Below are 14732 nucleotides of genomic sequence, written 5' to 3'. Positions count from 1 at the left end.
TCTTCACCGCCTCTGCGCGTCGAGCTTCAACGCGCTGCGAAGCGCCCGGACGGAGCGGAAGCCGCTCCTCTCGGCGACGGTGAGCGGGTCCGCCCGCGGGTCCAGGGCGAACGCCCTGCGCGCCGCCTCCAGACGGGAGGATCGAAGGATGTCACGGGGCGATGCGCCCGCGGCGGAGAGCACGCGCGTGAGATGCGGACGCGACACCCCGATCTCGTGGGCCGCCCGCTCGACGGTGTACGTCGGATCGGAGGCGTTCTCCGCGAGGAGTCTTCTCGCCGCGCGGGCGATGTCGGATCCTGCGGCGGCCGACCCTGGTTCCGCCGGACGGGAGATGGCGTCCGCCAGCGTCCTGACCGCGTGCGACAGGAGTCGTGCACTCTGCTCATCGAGCGGTGCGTCCGCGTTCAGGAGCACGTTCACCGTTCCCGCGAGGCACGTCCAGACCGTGTGGAGCGGTGTCCCACCCGTGCGCAGCTGACGCACGCTCTCGACCGGAGCGTCCCGCAGCGGGTCGACCTCCACCTCGATCCGGGCGACAGGGTGCGTCGAATCGACGGCGGTGATCCCCCTCCCCGCCCAGATGAGGGCGTCGCGTTCTCCCATCTCGGACGTCGCTCCGTGCGGGTCTCGGATCCGACTGGTGGCCTGGACCTGCAGCCACACGTGTTCCGACGACGTGTCCGCGTCCATCGCCCGCGTCATCGCGACCGGGGTGTGCCAAATCCTCCGGACGACCACGCCGGGGAGCGCCAGTTCGTCGATGAAGGCCTGCTGCGTGGCGTCAGGCGCGGCGGCGGCGATCCACCCCTGTTCGCGGAACCATCGGATCATCTCCGGTCCCGCCACACGGGCGCGACGGGGCCGCGTGGAGTGTGGACGGTCGGGTTCGGGACGGTTCATGGGCTTGGGTGTCGAGTGTCGCGGCCCGGCCGTCCGCAGACGTCGGCGACGGTTCGCGATCACCCGCGCCACCTCCGGATTTCGCCCGAACCGCGGGAGGAATCCGGAGATGCGCCGTACGTCGAGGGCGCATGGTCGACGCGAAAGACGCATGATTTTCGGCTCCTCGACCGAGGCGCTCCACCATGTTCTCGACGCGATCCTGCGACCACTCGAGCAGGACGAACCGAGAAGCGAGGCGGACATGGCAGACATTCACACGGAGACAGCACAGGAGCGCGGGGTAGGACGACGGACTCTGCTCGTCGGAGCGGCCTGGAGTGTTCCCGCGATCGGCATGATGACGTCGACGCCGGCCTTCGCCTCGTCGACCGACCGCACGGTCGCCCTTTCGCTCACGTCCGGTTCCACCCTGCCGGCGGCCGGCTCGACGTCGTTGCAGGTCACGGTGACCAGCAGCGGCGGGAGTGCGTTCGCGGGCGCGCCTGTCACCCTCACGGGGCCGGCCTCCGCGACGTTCGGCTCGAGCAGCGGCACCACCGACGGATCGGGTCGGTTCTCCACCACCGTCGACCTCGGGACACCCTGGGCGACACCGGGTAGCACCGTGACGCTGAGCGCGCTCAGCGACGGGGCGTCCGCTTCGACGAGCCCCACCGTGCTGGGTGCGAACCTGCTCGCCATCGCCGGAGGGTACGGGACGGCCGCGGTGCAGACGGAACGCGTGTTCCCCTCGCCCGTCGAGCAGGCGCTGGCGAGCCTCAACTTCTCGATCGTGTTGTTGAAGGACGGTTCGGTCTGGGCCAAGGGCGCCAATTCGCGAGGTCAGCTCGGCAGCGGGACGACGTCGGACCGCTCCACGTGGGCAGCAGTGCCGGGCGTGAGCGATGTGGTCCAGGTGACCGCGGGCCGCGACATCGTCTTCGCGCGCCGGAGCGACGGGACCGTGTGGGGCTGGGGTGCCAATGAAGTGGGCCAGATGGCGAACGGCGGCTCCAGCGACGTTCTGAGTCCGGCGGCGATCGCGGGGCTCAGCGACGTCGTGCACGTGTCGGCGGGGGCCGTCTCGGGCCACGTCGTCCTGTCGGACGGCACGGTTCGCTCGTGGGGATCGAATGCGGCGGGGCAGATGGGCATCGGCACGACCTCCTCCTCGAGCGGGCTGGTGACCGCGAACGTGTCGAACGTCACACAGCTGGTGACCAGCAACCGCACCGTCATCGTGCTGCTCGGTGACGGCTCCGTTCGCGCATGGGGACTCAACGATCGCGGTCAGACCGGTACGGGAGCCTCGACGTCCACCGTCCCGACGCCGACGCTCATCGCCGGCCTGTCGAACATCTCCGCCCTCACCGGAGGACGCGAGTCCTCCGGTGCGCTCCTGAGCGACGGCACGGTGCAGATGTGGGGGATGAACGACAACGGTCAACTCGGCGACGGTACGACGACGGACCGATCCACCCCGGTGGCCGTCAGCGGTGTGACGTCCGCCACGTCGGTGGCATCCGCAGGTCTGTCCACGTACGCGCGGCTGCGTGACGGCTCGGTCGTCGCCTGGGGATACAACGGAGATGGGCGTCTCGGCGACGGGAGCACCACGAACCGCACGACCCCCGTCGCGGTTCAGGGGCTCTCCGATCACACCATCAGCCGACTCATGAACGACAACGGGCAGACCAACGCGGCGTTCTTCGTCATCGGTCTCGAGAGCCTCACCGTCGCTGCGAACCCCGCGACGGTGTCAGCCGGTGCAGACGCCACGCTCACCGCGGTCGTGACGTCAGCCTCGGCCGCAGTGGCCAACCGCACGGTGCAGTTCACCGCTGATTCGGATGTGCAGCTCTCGCGCGCATCGTCCGCGACGGGCGCAGACGGGAAAGCCTCCGTGATCTTCACCCCGGCCGCGTGGACGCGTCCCGGCGCGACGATCGCATTCGGAGCGTCGACGGTGTCGGCGAGCGCGCGGGCGTCCGTCTCCGTCCTGGGCTCGAACATGCTCGGGATCGGCGGCCCGTGGGGGGCCTCACTCGCTCAGACGGAGCGCGTTTTCCCCTCCCCGGTCGTGAAGGCCGTGTCCAGCGACGGATTCTCGTTCGCGGTTCTGGCCGATGGGACGGTGTGGGCGCGCGGCAAGAACGCGAGCGGTCAGCTGGGCGACGGGACGACCACGGACCGCTCGACGTGGGCCGTCGTGCCCGGCCTGACCAACGCCATCGACGTCTCGTCCGGGTACGCGCACGCCTTCGCCCTGATCTCCGACGGCACGGTGCGCGCCTGGGGTGCGAACGAGTCCGGTCAGCTCGGCGACGGCACCACCACCAACAGGACCACCCCCGTACCGGTCATCAACGTCAGCGGTGTCACCCACCTGCAATCCGGGCCCTCGAACGGATGGGTGCGACGGTCCGACGGTTCGGTCTGGGCGTGGGGCTGGAACCATGTCGGCCAGCTCGGGAACGGTACCGCTCAATCGGCGGCCAACCCGACACCCGCGGCGGTGACGAACGTCACGAATGCCGTGAGCATCACCACCTCGAACTGGACGTGCATCGTCCAGCTCGGTGACGGGACGTTCGTCGGGTGGGGTGACGGCAGCTACGGCCAGCTCGGCGATGGGACCACCACCTCTCGCTCGACGCCCGCTTCCACTCTCGGCGGGCTGACGGGCGTGAAGAAGGTCGTCGGCGGCAAAGAGACCTTCTACGCTCTGCTCGACGATGGTTCAGTGAAAGCGTGGGGGATGAACGACCACGGTCAGGTCGGCGACGGGACGACGACCCACGCGCTCGCGCCGGTCGCCGTCAGCGGTCTGAGTTCGGTCGCCGACGTCACGGGCGCGGGTCGCAACGGGTTCGCCCTGCTCACCGATGGGACGCTCAAGGGCTGGGGCTGGAACGCCCGCGGTCAAGTCGGAGACGGCACCTCCGGTAACGATCGCACGGCTCCCGTCACCGTCCGGGTGCCCGTCGGAGCGGGGTCGATCCGCTTCCTCCGGAACGCGGGCTTCGACGGCGGGACCTTCTTCTCGGCGACGTTCACCGCGTCGAGCGGGACCGACCTCGCTCGCGGGGCGGCTGTCACGGTGAGCTCGACCTACAGCACTCTCGTGGCCGCGAACGCCATCGACGGGGATTCCCGGACGCGCTGGTCGAGCGACTTCAACGCCGCCAATCCGGACACCCAATGGCTGCAGGTGGATCTCGGCGGCCAGCGCCGGGTCGGCAAGGTCGTCCTCAGCTGGGAGACCGCGTCCGCGAAGGCGTACACGGTCGATGTTTCCGCTGATGGGTCGACCTGGACGACCGTCGCGTCGACGAGCAGCGGAGCCGGGGGGATCGAGAACGTGACCTTCTCGACGGTCACCGCTCGTCACGTCCGATTGAATCTCACGCAGCGCAACACCAGCGCCGGGTACTCCCTGTGGGCGGTCGAGATCTACGAGGTGTGATCGGCGGAGGGGGTGGCACCGGTCGGTGCCGCCCCCTTCCCATCGAGGGAAGTGATCATCGCGCTTCGGCGATCAGCACGGCCGAGGTACGGGGTCCGATACCGAGAGCCACGGCCGCAGAGAGGTGCGCGGCCGTGTCGACATCGCGGCGGAGGGTGGAGTCGCCCCCCACGGCGAGATCGGTGCACCCGAGCAGGCGGTGACGGGCGGCGGAGTCCTCGCCGAACGCCGAGACCCACACCGCTCCCGCGCGGGCGGTGACGAGGGTGGAGCCGGTGGCCTCGGAGTCCACGACCACGCCCCGTTCGACCGATGCCGCAAGCTCGAGCGCGGCATCGAGGTCGGCGGGACGCAGGGCGGGCAGATCACCGAGGAGCGCGGCGCGCGCCGTGCCGAGACCGGCAACGTCAGCCCCCCGGGCGATGGCGCCGTCGAGACCGCGCGTGTCGCCCTCGGGCACGACCTCGACCTGGGGCTCGCGACGGAGTTCGGCGCCAATGTCCGCGTCGTCGGTGACGACGATGACCCGGGAGACCAGGGTGGCCGCCGCCGCCGCAGCGATGGTGTCGAGCGCGATGGCGCGCGCGAGGGCCTCACGGTCGACGCCGACGTCGACCAGACGCGACTTGCCGACGGCGGCAGGTTTCACCGGGACGATGATCGTCCAGCCGGAGGTGTCGGGAGTGTCCATCGCATCCATTGTCCGTCGGGGGCCGACATCGTCGGGTGGGGGGAGCCGGCGGCCCCCGTACATGTTGACGGGCATCGGTACGACCCGCGTCGGACCCCGTGTCAGGCGAAGCGCTTGCGTAGGCGGGGCAGGATCTCCTCGCCGTACATGCGCAGGAACTCCTCCTGGTCGTGACCGGGGTCGTGGAACACGAGATGGCGGAAGCCGAGGTCGACGTAGCGGGCGATGCGCTCGACGTGCTCGTCGGGGTCGGTCGAGACGATGAACCGCGATGCCACCCGCTCGATGGGCAGTTCGGCGGCGAGGCGCTGCATCTCGAGGGGGTCGTGCACGCTCATCTTCTCGTCGGCGCTGAGGGCGAGCGGGGCCCAGAAGCGCGTCTTCTCGAGCGCGGTGTCGTGGTCGGGGTGGTACGAGACCTTGACCTCCATGAGCGTGTCGACATCGTCGCGCGTGCGTCCGGCCTTCGACAGACCGTCGTCGAGCGCGGGGAGGAGCTTCTCGGTGTAGAGCGCCGGGTCCTTTCCGCTCGTGGTGATGTAGCCCTCGGCGATGCGGCCCGCCAGGCGTGTGGCGGCGGGGCCGGAAGCGCCGATGTAGATCGGCACCTTGTGTGCGGGGCGGTCGTAGATGGTGGCATCCTTCACCGAGTAGTACGTGCCCTCGTAGGTGACCCGCTCGCCCGCCCACAACTCGTTGATGATCGTGATGGCCTCTTTGAGGCGCTGGAAGCGCTCGGGCGGCTCGGGCCACTCGAGCCCGAGGGTGACCTCGTTGAGCGCCTCGCCGGTGCCGACCCCGAGCACCACCCGATCCGGATACATCACGCCGAGAGTCGCGAACACCTGCGCGATCACACCGGGGTGGTAGCGGAACGTGGGAGTGAGCACGCTCGTGCCGATGATCACGCGCTCGGTCCGCGCGCCCAGGGCGCCGAGCCAGGGGAGGGCGTTGGGGGCGTGGCCGCCGTCGTGCATCCACGGTTGAAGGTGGTCGGAGAGGAAGACGGAGTCGAAGCCCATCTCCTCGGCCAGCACGCCGAAGTCGAGCAGCTCGTTCGGGCCGAACTGCTCGCTCGAGGCCTTGTATCCGAATCTCAGTGGAACGCTCATGAACTGTGTCTCCTCGGCGTGCGGATGGGCGTGGGGGGTGTCGTAGGTGCGGTGGCCGCGGCGGTGGCCGTCGGCGGCGGGGACGCCGTGCGCGCGGGCGCCCGGGCGGGGCCGACGTCGACGGGCTGAGCGACCGGAGCCGTGGTGGCGGGTCCGGTTCCTCGAACGGGCGCGGCGGTGACGGCGGGCGCGGACGCCGCCGCGGACTCGGCCACCGGAACAGGGGCCGCCGCGGGCGCGGGTACCGAAGCGGGCGAGGCGACGAACTCCGACCCGTCGGTTGCGGCCAGCCGCTCGCGGAACGCCTGTACCGTTCCCGGCCACAGCAGGGTCAGCCGGCCCGAGCGGTCGTCGACGTACCAGTTACGGCATCCGCCGGTCAGCCAGGGCGTGGATGCCGCGGCGGCGGCGATCTCGTCGGTGTAGGCCGCTTCGGCTTCGGGGCGCACGCGCAGGACGGCATCGGGGCGTCGGTCGCGCTCGCAGAGCGCCCGCACCACGTAGGCCGCCTGCTCCTCCGCCATCAGGACGGCCGAGTTGTGACCGAGGCTGGCGTTGGGGCCGTTCAGCACGAAGAGGTTGGGGAAGCCCGCCACCACCGTCGAGCCGAACGAGGTCATGCCCTCGAACCAGTGCGCCGCGAGCGTGTCCTCTTCGCCTCGCACGAGATCGGCGTAGGGCTGCTGGGCGGAGGCGAAACCGGTGGCCAGCACGAGCACGTCGGCCTCGTACCGGTCACCGCTCTCGGCCGTCAGCATCGGGCCGTCGACGGCGACCAGGGCCGTGGGCTCGAGGGTCACGGCATCCGAGGCCACGGCGGGGTAGAACGCGTCGGAGAGCAGGACGCGCTTGCATCCGAAGGCGTAATCCGGGGTGAGTGCGGCACGCAACACCGGATCGGCGACCTGGGCGTGCAGGTGGTCGAGAGCTGACGCGCGGGCGGCGGCGGACGCCGCGGCGTCACCCGAGCGCGACGCGTAGCGCCGCTCGCCCTCGGCGTAGAGGTCGGCGCGCAGCCGAGCGAGGTCACCGGGGTGCGCGGCGAGGTGCTCGCGGTCGGCATCGCCGATGTCGCCGCCTCCGCGGGGCACGATCCACGCGGGTGTGCGCTGGAACAGTGTCACCCGCGCGCCGCGACGGGCGAGCTCGGGTACGAGCTGCACGGCGCTCGCGCCCGTGCCGACGACCGCGACGCGCGTGCCGGCGAGGTCGACGCCGTGATCCCATCGCGCGGTGTGGAAGATCGGGCCGTCGAAGGATTCGAGTCCGGGGATGCCGGGGACGTGCGGCTCGGTGAGGCGGCCGCACGCCAGCACGAGGGAGCGGGCGGCGAGGGGTTCGGCGCCCGTGTCGAGGTACCAGACCGCGTCGGCGGCATCCCAGCGCGCCCCGAGGAGGGGGGTGCGAAGGCGCAGGCGATCGCCGAGACCCTCGAGGACGGCGACGCCCCGGAGGTACGTCTGGATCTCGTGACCGGACGCGAACGTGCGCGACCAGCCGGCGTTCGGGTGGGCGGCGAGGCTGTAGAGGTGCGCGGGAACGTCGCACGCGACGCCGGGATAGGTGTTGTCGCGCCAGGTGCCGCCGACGTCGTCGGCGCGTTCGAGCACGACGATGTCGTCGCGACCCGCGCGGCGCAGGGCTCCGGCCATGGCGAGCCCGGCGAAGCCGGCGCCGACGATCGCGACGTCGATGACCCTCACGCGCGCGGCCCGTCGGCGGGAAGCGCGAAGCGGGTGCCGCCGCTCGTCACGACGTACGGGCCGGTGGGGTCGGGCAGTTCCGTCGCCACCCGGTAGTCGGTCGTGCGGAGCCGGAACGGCCTCATCAGGCTGCGCGCGATCCGCTCGGCCGCGGTGACCGGGAGTTCGAGCCCCTGCTCGATCCCGGCGTCGGGCAGGACGCGGCCGTCGTAGAGAGTGCCCCCGAGGTCGTCGCCGCCGGATCGCAGCAGCACGGCCGCGGCCTCGCGGCCCACGCGTGTCCACGGGATCTGCACGTGCGGGATGCTGCCCGACAGCAGGAGCCGCGACACCGCGACCATCGCCCGGTGCTCGTCGATCGGCGCGCGTCCCGCCACGAGCGGCACGTCGCCGCCGGGCAGGGGGATCGGGACGAACTCGGCGAAGCCGCGGGTCTCGGACTGGATCGCGCGCAGACGCCGCAGGTGCGCGACGCGCTCTTCGGCGGTCTCGACGTGGCCGTAGAAGATTACCGAGGTCGAGCGGAACCCGGCGCGATGCGCCGCCGTGATGGTCTCGACCCACTCGTCGATCTCGAGGTCGCCCGGCGCGACGAGCGCGCGAACCCGCTCGCTGAGCACCTTGACCCCCGTGCCGGGAACGGTGTCGACACCCGCCTCGCGCATCGCCGTCAGCGCGCCATCGAGCCCGAGGCCGCCGCGGTCGGCGAGATCGCGGACGTCGAGCGGACGGTAGGCGTGCACGTGGATGCCGGGAGCCCCGCGCTTGACGGCCCGGACGATGTCGAGGTAGCCGGCGGGGTCTTCGTCACCGCGGAGCGCACCCTGGATGCAGATCTCGGTGGCGCCGAGACCGGCGGCGTCGGCGGCGATCGCGCCGGCGTCGTCGAGGTCGAACTCGCCCGGGCCGGTGCGTCCGGTGCGCCGGAAGCCCGTCGAGGTGAGGTTGCGGTTCTGTACGAGAGTGATCGGCTCGCCCACGGTGTAGCGCCGCGCGTCGTCGGCGACCGCGGTGACGTCGTCGAGCTCGTCGCCCGTGGCTCGCAGCAGGCGGGTCCACTCGGCGTCGTCGAGGGAGAGGGGGGTGGATGCCGCCCGCTCGGCGAGCCGGCGGACACCGGGGTCGGGGGTCGCGGTGCGGCGGGGCGCGGCATCCCGGGGCGCGGCATGCCGGGGCGCGGCATGCCGGAGTGCGTCCGCGGGGGCGGGAGGGGCGGAGGGCTCGGGACGGGCGGGGGGCGCGTCGTCGAGGATCGGTCCTCCCTCCGTCGCACGCACTCCCTTCCTCACATCGGGTGACGTCGCGAGCGCGTCCGCCGGGCGACGCGGATCCCCGCCGGTCGGGGCGACCACGCCGACGGGCCTCACGTCGGCGGCGAGACCCTCGGAGTCCGCCAATGCCCGCAGAGGAGCATGCAGGGCCGGGTCGATCCAGTGCGCGGCATCCTGAACGTATTCGGGGTGGGCGGTCAAGCGCTCGCGCAGCAGGAAGCCGCGCGCGGCCGTGTGCGCGGCGAGATCGTCGATCTGCGGCCAGGGCCGCTCGGGATTGACGTGGTCGGCGGTGAGCGGCGACACCCCTCCCCAGTCGTCGGCACCGGCCTCGATGAGCAGGCCGAGCTCGCGCGGGTCGGAGAGGTTGGGTGGCACCTGGATGCGCATGTCGGGGCCGAACACGAGCCGCGCGACGGCGACCGCAGCGAGGTAGTCGCGCGTGTCGGCATCCGGTGCGCCCTGCATCGCCGTGCGGGGTTTCGCGCGGAAGTTCTGCACGATCACCTCTTGCACGTGCCCGTGGCGGTCGTCGAGCTCGCGCAGGGCGACGAGCGATTCGGCGCGGTCCCGCACGGTCTCGCCGATCCCCACCAGGATGCCGGTGGTGAACGGGATGCCGGCGGCCCCGGCGTCGTCGATGACCCGCAGGCGCAGCGCGGGGTCTTTGTCGGGCGAGCCGAAGTGCACCTGGCCGGGCTCCTCGTAGAGGCGCCGCGAGGTGGTCTCGAGCATCATGCCCATCGACGGCGACACCGGCCGAAGCGCCCGCAGCTCCTCGGGGTGCATCACGCCGGGGTTGGCGTGCACGAGCATTCCGGTCTCGGCGGTGATGAGGCGGGCGATGTGGGCCACGTAATCGATGGTCGAGGCGAAGCCGTGGGCGTCGAGCCACGCGCGGGCTTCGGGCCACCGCTCCTCGGGACGATCGCCGAGGGTGAGCAGTGCCTCTTTGCAGCCGAGGGCCTGCCCCTGGCGCACCACCGTCAACACCTGCTCGGGACTCATGTAGGCCGGTTTGCGCAGCAGGTCGAGCTGACCGGGCGTATCGACGAACACGCAGTAGTGGCACCGGTCGCGGCACAGGGTCGTCAGCGGCACGAACACCTTGCGGGAGTACGTGACGATGCGCGGGCGGCCCGCGCGGCGGAGCCCCTCGTCGCGCACACCCGACGCGACGCGGAACAAATGGGGCAGCGGCACGCCGAGGAGCGCCTCGGTCTCGTCGACATCGGGGCGGTGGCCCGCCGTGATGCGCGACAGGAGATCGTCGATCGTGTCGCCCCGGGCCGGTGCGACTCGCGGCGCAGCGCTGCCCGTACTCATCGCTCAAGGCTATCCCCCGCCCCCGACATCCGGGCCGGGGAGCGCGCCGACGGCGGTGCCCCGGCCGTCGGGGGAGTTCTGCGGCTGACGTCCTCGCCCGTCCCGATCGCGACGGGTTCATGGACAGGGCGCAATGTTGCCGCTAACATTCACGGACGCGCACCCCACCCGTCGCCGACATGGACGGCATCGGCGAGCCTCTGGCTGCGAGAGTGCGCCGTCACCCGAGCAAAGGAGCCGGAACACGTGAGTACCCGACGACGCCTCGCCTTCCTCACCGCTTTGGCGGTCGGGGCGGCGACCATCGCCACCGCGCAGCCCGCGATCGCCGCCCCACCCGCCGACGGCCTGGTCGCCGCCTACGACTTCCGTCAACCCACCGGCGCGACGGTCCCCAACACGGCGACGGGATCGTCGCTCGGTCCGGCGACCGTGCGCAACGTACAGAGCACCGACTGGACCGCGAGCGGCCTGACCATGCGCGGCGGGGCCAAGACCTCGACGGGCAACTGGGTCGAGCTGCCCGATGACATCCTGGCGGGTGATCGATCGGCGACGGTCGTCGCCGAGGTCAAGGCGTCGCCGGCCATGCTCAACTCGTTCCACTTCCTGTGGAACGTGGGCAACGAGTCGGCCGCGACCGAGTACTTCTTCGCCTCCCTCAACTGCGGCTCCGGCCGGACACCGCTCCTCGGCGTGAAATCGGCCGGTGTCGAGCGGCTCGTAGGGGCCCCGTCCTGCGGCGTCACCGCGAACCAATGGGTCAACGTCGCCTCCGTCGTCGACGGTGCCACCGGGCGTGCGTCCTTCTACCTCGACGGTGTCCGCGTCGCCGACGCCGCGATCGATCGCACCCCCGCCGACGTGCGCGACCAGTCGCTCAACACCATCGGCCGCGCGCCCTGGCCCGACCCGCTCTTCCAGGGAGCGATCTCGGCCTTCCGCGTCTACGACCGCGCCCTGTCGGCGACCGAGGTCGCGGCCACGGCTCAGACCGACGCCGAGACCCACCAGGCCGAACTGCGGGCGCAGGCTCAGGCGATCCTCGACGCCCTGGCGTTGACGGACGTCTCGACCTCGACCGACATCGACCTCCCGACCTCCGGCGGACGTGTGACCTGGACCTCGAGCAACCCCGCGCTCGTGGCGCCCGACGGGACGGTGACCGCCCCCGTCGCCGGTCAGCCCGGTGGCACCGCGCAGCTGACGGCGACCGCCGCCGTCCGCGGCGTGACGGCCACCCGGTCCATCACCGTGACCGTGACGGCGTCGGCCGAGACCGCCGCACAGCGCGCCGCCCGTCTGGCGGGGCGGTTCGTCATCCCCAGCGTCCTCGAAGCGGGTTCGACCCTTCCCGATGCCCCCGAGGGGACGACGGTCGCGGTGAGCTCGACCGACGGCGGTGTCGTCGTGACCGACGGCGTCGTCACCGGCGCCGACGGATCGATCACCGTGCGTGTGACCGATGTCGCGACCGGCGCGACCGCCGACCGCACCTTCGCCGTCACGGTGCTCCCGGCCGACTCGACCGAGCAGCTGCTCGCCTACAACCGTGTGCCCACGCTGGTCACCGAGGCGAACAACGCCGATGTCGCGCTCAGCATGCACCTCGCCGTCGGCGACGGCGACGCCTGGCGTCCGCTGAACGAGAACTACGGCATCTTCTTCCCGAAGACCGCCGTACCCGTGCCGGCGAACGGTCCACGTGACGGTGACATCCGGAGCCTGCGCGACCCGCACCTGTTCACCCTCGAAGACGGCGGCTACGGCGTCGTCGCCACCCGCACGGCCCGCGGCGGGGGAGCCGACGGGACGCAGAGCTCGAGCCTGCTCTTCGCCCGCAGCGCCGACCTGCGCAGCTACGACGAGGTGGGCATGGTCGACCTCGGCGTGACGTCGGGGGTCAACGACCCCGCGGCCGTCTACGACTCCGCCGCGGACCGCTACGTGGTCTCGTGGACGTCCGACGCGGGAGCCGCGATGTACACCTCGTTCGCCGACCTGGGCGACGTCTCCACCCGCGGTGAGGTGCGTCGCGGCGAGGTCGCCGCGACCGCAGGCGTCGACGAGGCCGAGGTGGCGGACTACGACTCGGGCAACAGCGTCCCGGTCGACGCCGACACCCTGGCGGCGCTCGAGGTGCGCTTCGGACGCGTCGCGAACACCGGCGTCACCGCCCCGGCACGGGTCGAGATCGCGCAGGGGTCCACCCTCGACGCCGCCGCCCTCGCGAAGCGCGTCGAACTGACGTACTCGGACGGCTCGAAGGCCACCCGTCCGGTGACGTGGGATGCCGCATCCGTCGGCGCCGTCGATACGTCGAAGCCCGGAACGTACGAGGTCAGCGGCACGGTGAAGCAGCCGGAGTACGCGACGCCGTTCGCCGACGAGCGCGCCGACCCCTCGGTGTTCCGTTACGACCTGAACGGGCAGCAGAAGTTCCTCATGATCGCGACCGAGGACATCTACGGCGGCAACATCGACCCGCAGGGCGGCGCGCACATGCCGATCCGCATCGCGAACTCGATCGAAGACCTGTCCGACGAGGCGATCCGCGCCGGACGCAACGTCGAGGTCGACCTGCTGCGTCGCGGCGACCTCGACGCCGAGGGCCGGGCCATGACCGGATGCTTCTGGGCTCCGGAGTACCACGTCATCGGCGGCAAGCTCTCGATCCTGTTCATGCCCTGCTACGACGGGGCGAACGGTCGCCCCGACATGTTCACCGGCCAGGCGAGCATCATCCAGCTGAAGAAGGACGCGCAGGGGCGCGACCTCGACCCCGCGGTGCCCGCCAACTGGACGAAGGCGCAGAAGGTGCTCCGTTCCAACGGTGGCATCCTGAACCCCGTTCAGACGATCTCTCTCGACATGACGTACGTCGAGGACTCGGGGCAGTCGTACTACGTGTGGCAGCAGCTCGGCGCCCTGTTCATCGCCAGGATGGACCCGGCCGACCCGACCCGTCTGACCTCGGAGCCGGTCCGCATCCTCGCCCCCGAGTACGCCTGGGACAACGTCATCGCCGAAGGGCCGAACGTGTACGCCCGCGACGGCAAGCTGTACCTGATCTACTCCGGTTCGACCGTCGGCGACACCTACACGACGGGCCTCGCCCTGGCCGCGGCCGGTGAGAACGTCGACCTGACCTCGCCGAGCGCGTGGAGCAAGCTCAACTACCCGATCCAGAAGTCCGGCGTCTTCAACGGCTCCTGGCAGCTCGGCACGGGCCACGGCATGTGGTCGCAGGACGAGGACGACAACCTGCTGTATGTCTTCCACGCCCGCACCGACAACAACAACCTCAGCGGTCGCGACATGTTCGTGCGCCGGGTGCACTTCGCCGCCGACGGCCTGCCGATCTTCGACATGGAGAGCGCCGAGGAGGTCGCGCCCGACAACCGTCGCGTCACGGCCACGGTCGTCGTGACCGCGCCGGTCGGCCTCGAGGTCACCGGAGCCGTGAGCTCCCGGTGCATCTCGGGCAAGGTCACCCAGACCGTCACGGTGCGAAACGCCGAGGGCTTCCCGGTGACGGTGACGGCGAAGGGCCCGTACGGAACCAAGGCGTTCGGCTCCCTCGCCGCGGGCAAGAGCTCGTCGGCCGCCTTCACCACACGTCTGGGGGCGATCCCGGCCGGGACGGTGACGGTGGATGCCACGGCGACCGTGGACGGCAAGACGGTGACCGACACGGTCTCGGTCCCGTTCGCCGCCGCCCGCTGCGGCTGACCGTTGCTCGAGGCCGCGTCCGGGTCCGCCCCGGGCGCGGCTTCGTCGTGCCGCGGAGGAGTGCGCGAGCGACACGGGCCGATCGTTGCGCTCTCGTGAGGTGAGGCGGCCGGTGGGCACCCGCTCGCGCTGGCAGGATGGATGCCATGGTGACCCTGCTGCTCGATTCGACGCAGCTCGAGGTCGTGCTCTCGCCGACCGAACGGGCGATGTCGTTCCGGAAGTCCAACATCGTCGTCCCGCGCGAGCACATCGAGCGCGTGCAGCTCACCGATGACGCCTGGACGTGGTTGCGTGGCGTCCCCAACCCCGGCATCAACCTTCCGGTCGCGGTCGGCATGGGCACGTGGAAGTCGGCGGGCGGCAACGACTTCGTCGTCATCCGCGGACGCAAGCCCAGCGTCGTGGTCGATCTCACCGGTCACGACGAGTTCGAACGGCTCGTGCTCACCACCAAGCACGGTGTGGCTCTGCTCAAGGCCCTGCGGCTCGACGTGGCATCCGAACCCGAGAACGTAGCCGACATCGTCGCCTGACGCGCGCCCT

8 protein-coding genes are annotated in these 14732 nt (G+C 71.3%); 3 read left to right on the top strand and 5 right to left on the bottom strand.

Annotation, left to right across the window (positions count from 1 at the left end):
* Window positions 1-3: 3 nt before the first annotated feature.
* A complete protein-coding gene (locus tag ACTJJP_RS09965; protein WP_440774864.1) occupies window positions 4-834 on the bottom strand; it encodes a hypothetical protein in 831 nt (276 codons plus the stop codon).
* A gap of 313 nt (window positions 835-1147) precedes the next feature.
* Between ACTJJP_RS09965 and ACTJJP_RS09960 the strand changes: the two genes are divergently transcribed.
* Window positions 1148-4351 carry an RCC1 domain-containing protein gene (locus ACTJJP_RS09960; RefSeq protein ID WP_440774863.1) on the top strand — a complete coding sequence of 1068 codons (3204 nt, stop codon included), beginning with the start codon at window positions 1148-1150 and terminating at the stop codon, window positions 4349-4351.
* A gap of 55 nt (window positions 4352-4406) precedes the next feature.
* Here ACTJJP_RS09960 and ACTJJP_RS09955 read toward each other — a convergent pair whose 3' ends face one another.
* From ACTJJP_RS09955 to cofG, 4 genes are all read right to left on the bottom strand, one after another.
* Window positions 4407-5042 (bottom strand): 2-phospho-L-lactate guanylyltransferase, encoded by a 636-nt coding sequence (locus ACTJJP_RS09955; RefSeq protein ID WP_440774862.1) that lies wholly within the window; start codon window positions 5040-5042, stop codon window positions 4407-4409.
* Window positions 5043-5143: 101 nt separating this feature from the next.
* On the bottom strand, window positions 5144-6154 hold the full coding sequence (gene fgd / locus ACTJJP_RS09950; RefSeq protein WP_440774861.1) for a glucose-6-phosphate dehydrogenase (coenzyme-F420): 1011 nt from the start codon (window positions 6152-6154) through the stop codon (window positions 5144-5146).
* Window positions 6151-7857 carry a flavin-containing monooxygenase gene (locus ACTJJP_RS09945; RefSeq protein WP_440774860.1) on the bottom strand — a complete coding sequence of 569 codons (1707 nt, stop codon included), beginning with the start codon at window positions 7855-7857 and terminating at the stop codon, window positions 6151-6153. Before ACTJJP_RS09945 ends, fgd begins: the two co-directional genes overlap by 4 nt.
* Window positions 7854-10454 carry a 7,8-didemethyl-8-hydroxy-5-deazariboflavin synthase CofG gene (cofG, locus tag ACTJJP_RS09940; protein WP_440774859.1) on the bottom strand — a complete coding sequence of 867 codons (2601 nt, stop codon included), beginning with the start codon at window positions 10452-10454 and terminating at the stop codon, window positions 7854-7856. Before cofG ends, ACTJJP_RS09945 begins: the two co-directional genes overlap by 4 nt.
* Window positions 10455-10700: 246 nt before the next feature.
* Here cofG and ACTJJP_RS09935 point away from each other — a divergent pair, with 246 nt between their 5' ends.
* On the top strand, window positions 10701-14186 hold the full coding sequence (locus ACTJJP_RS09935; protein WP_440774858.1) for a family 43 glycosylhydrolase: 3486 nt from the start codon (window positions 10701-10703) through the stop codon (window positions 14184-14186).
* A 146-nt stretch (window positions 14187-14332) separates the two neighbouring features.
* Window positions 14333-14722, top strand: a complete 390-nt coding sequence (locus ACTJJP_RS09930) for a hypothetical protein (protein WP_440774857.1) — start codon at window positions 14333-14335, stop codon at window positions 14720-14722.
* The last annotated feature ends 10 nt before the right edge of the window (window positions 14723-14732 follow it).

Origin of the sequence: Microbacterium sp. 22296 (assembly GCF_052045385.1) — a bacterium.
Lineage (GTDB): Bacteria > Actinomycetota > Actinomycetes > Actinomycetales > Microbacteriaceae > Microbacterium.
This window is presented reverse-complemented; position numbering and strand designations above follow the sequence as displayed.

What these genes read in the sequence shown, in the direction of transcription:
- ACTJJP_RS09965 (WP_440774864.1), bottom strand. Translation starts at nt 834, where the DNA reads ATGATCCGATGGTTCCGCGAACAGGGGTGGATCGCCGCCGCCGCGCCT.
- ACTJJP_RS09960 (WP_440774863.1), top strand. Translation starts at nt 1,148, where the DNA reads ATGGCAGACATTCACACGGAGACAGCACAGGAGCGCGGGGTAGGACGA.
- ACTJJP_RS09955 (WP_440774862.1), bottom strand. Translation starts at nt 5,042, where the DNA reads ATGGACACTCCCGACACCTCCGGCTGGACGATCATCGTCCCGGTGAAA.
- fgd (WP_440774861.1), bottom strand. Translation starts at nt 6,154, where the DNA reads ATGAGCGTTCCACTGAGATTCGGATACAAGGCCTCGAGCGAGCAGTTC.
- cofG (WP_440774859.1), bottom strand. Translation starts at nt 10,454, where the DNA reads ATGAGTACGGGCAGCGCTGCGCCGCGAGTCGCACCGGCCCGGGGCGAC.
- ACTJJP_RS09930 (WP_440774857.1), top strand. Translation starts at nt 14,333, where the DNA reads ATGGTGACCCTGCTGCTCGATTCGACGCAGCTCGAGGTCGTGCTCTCG.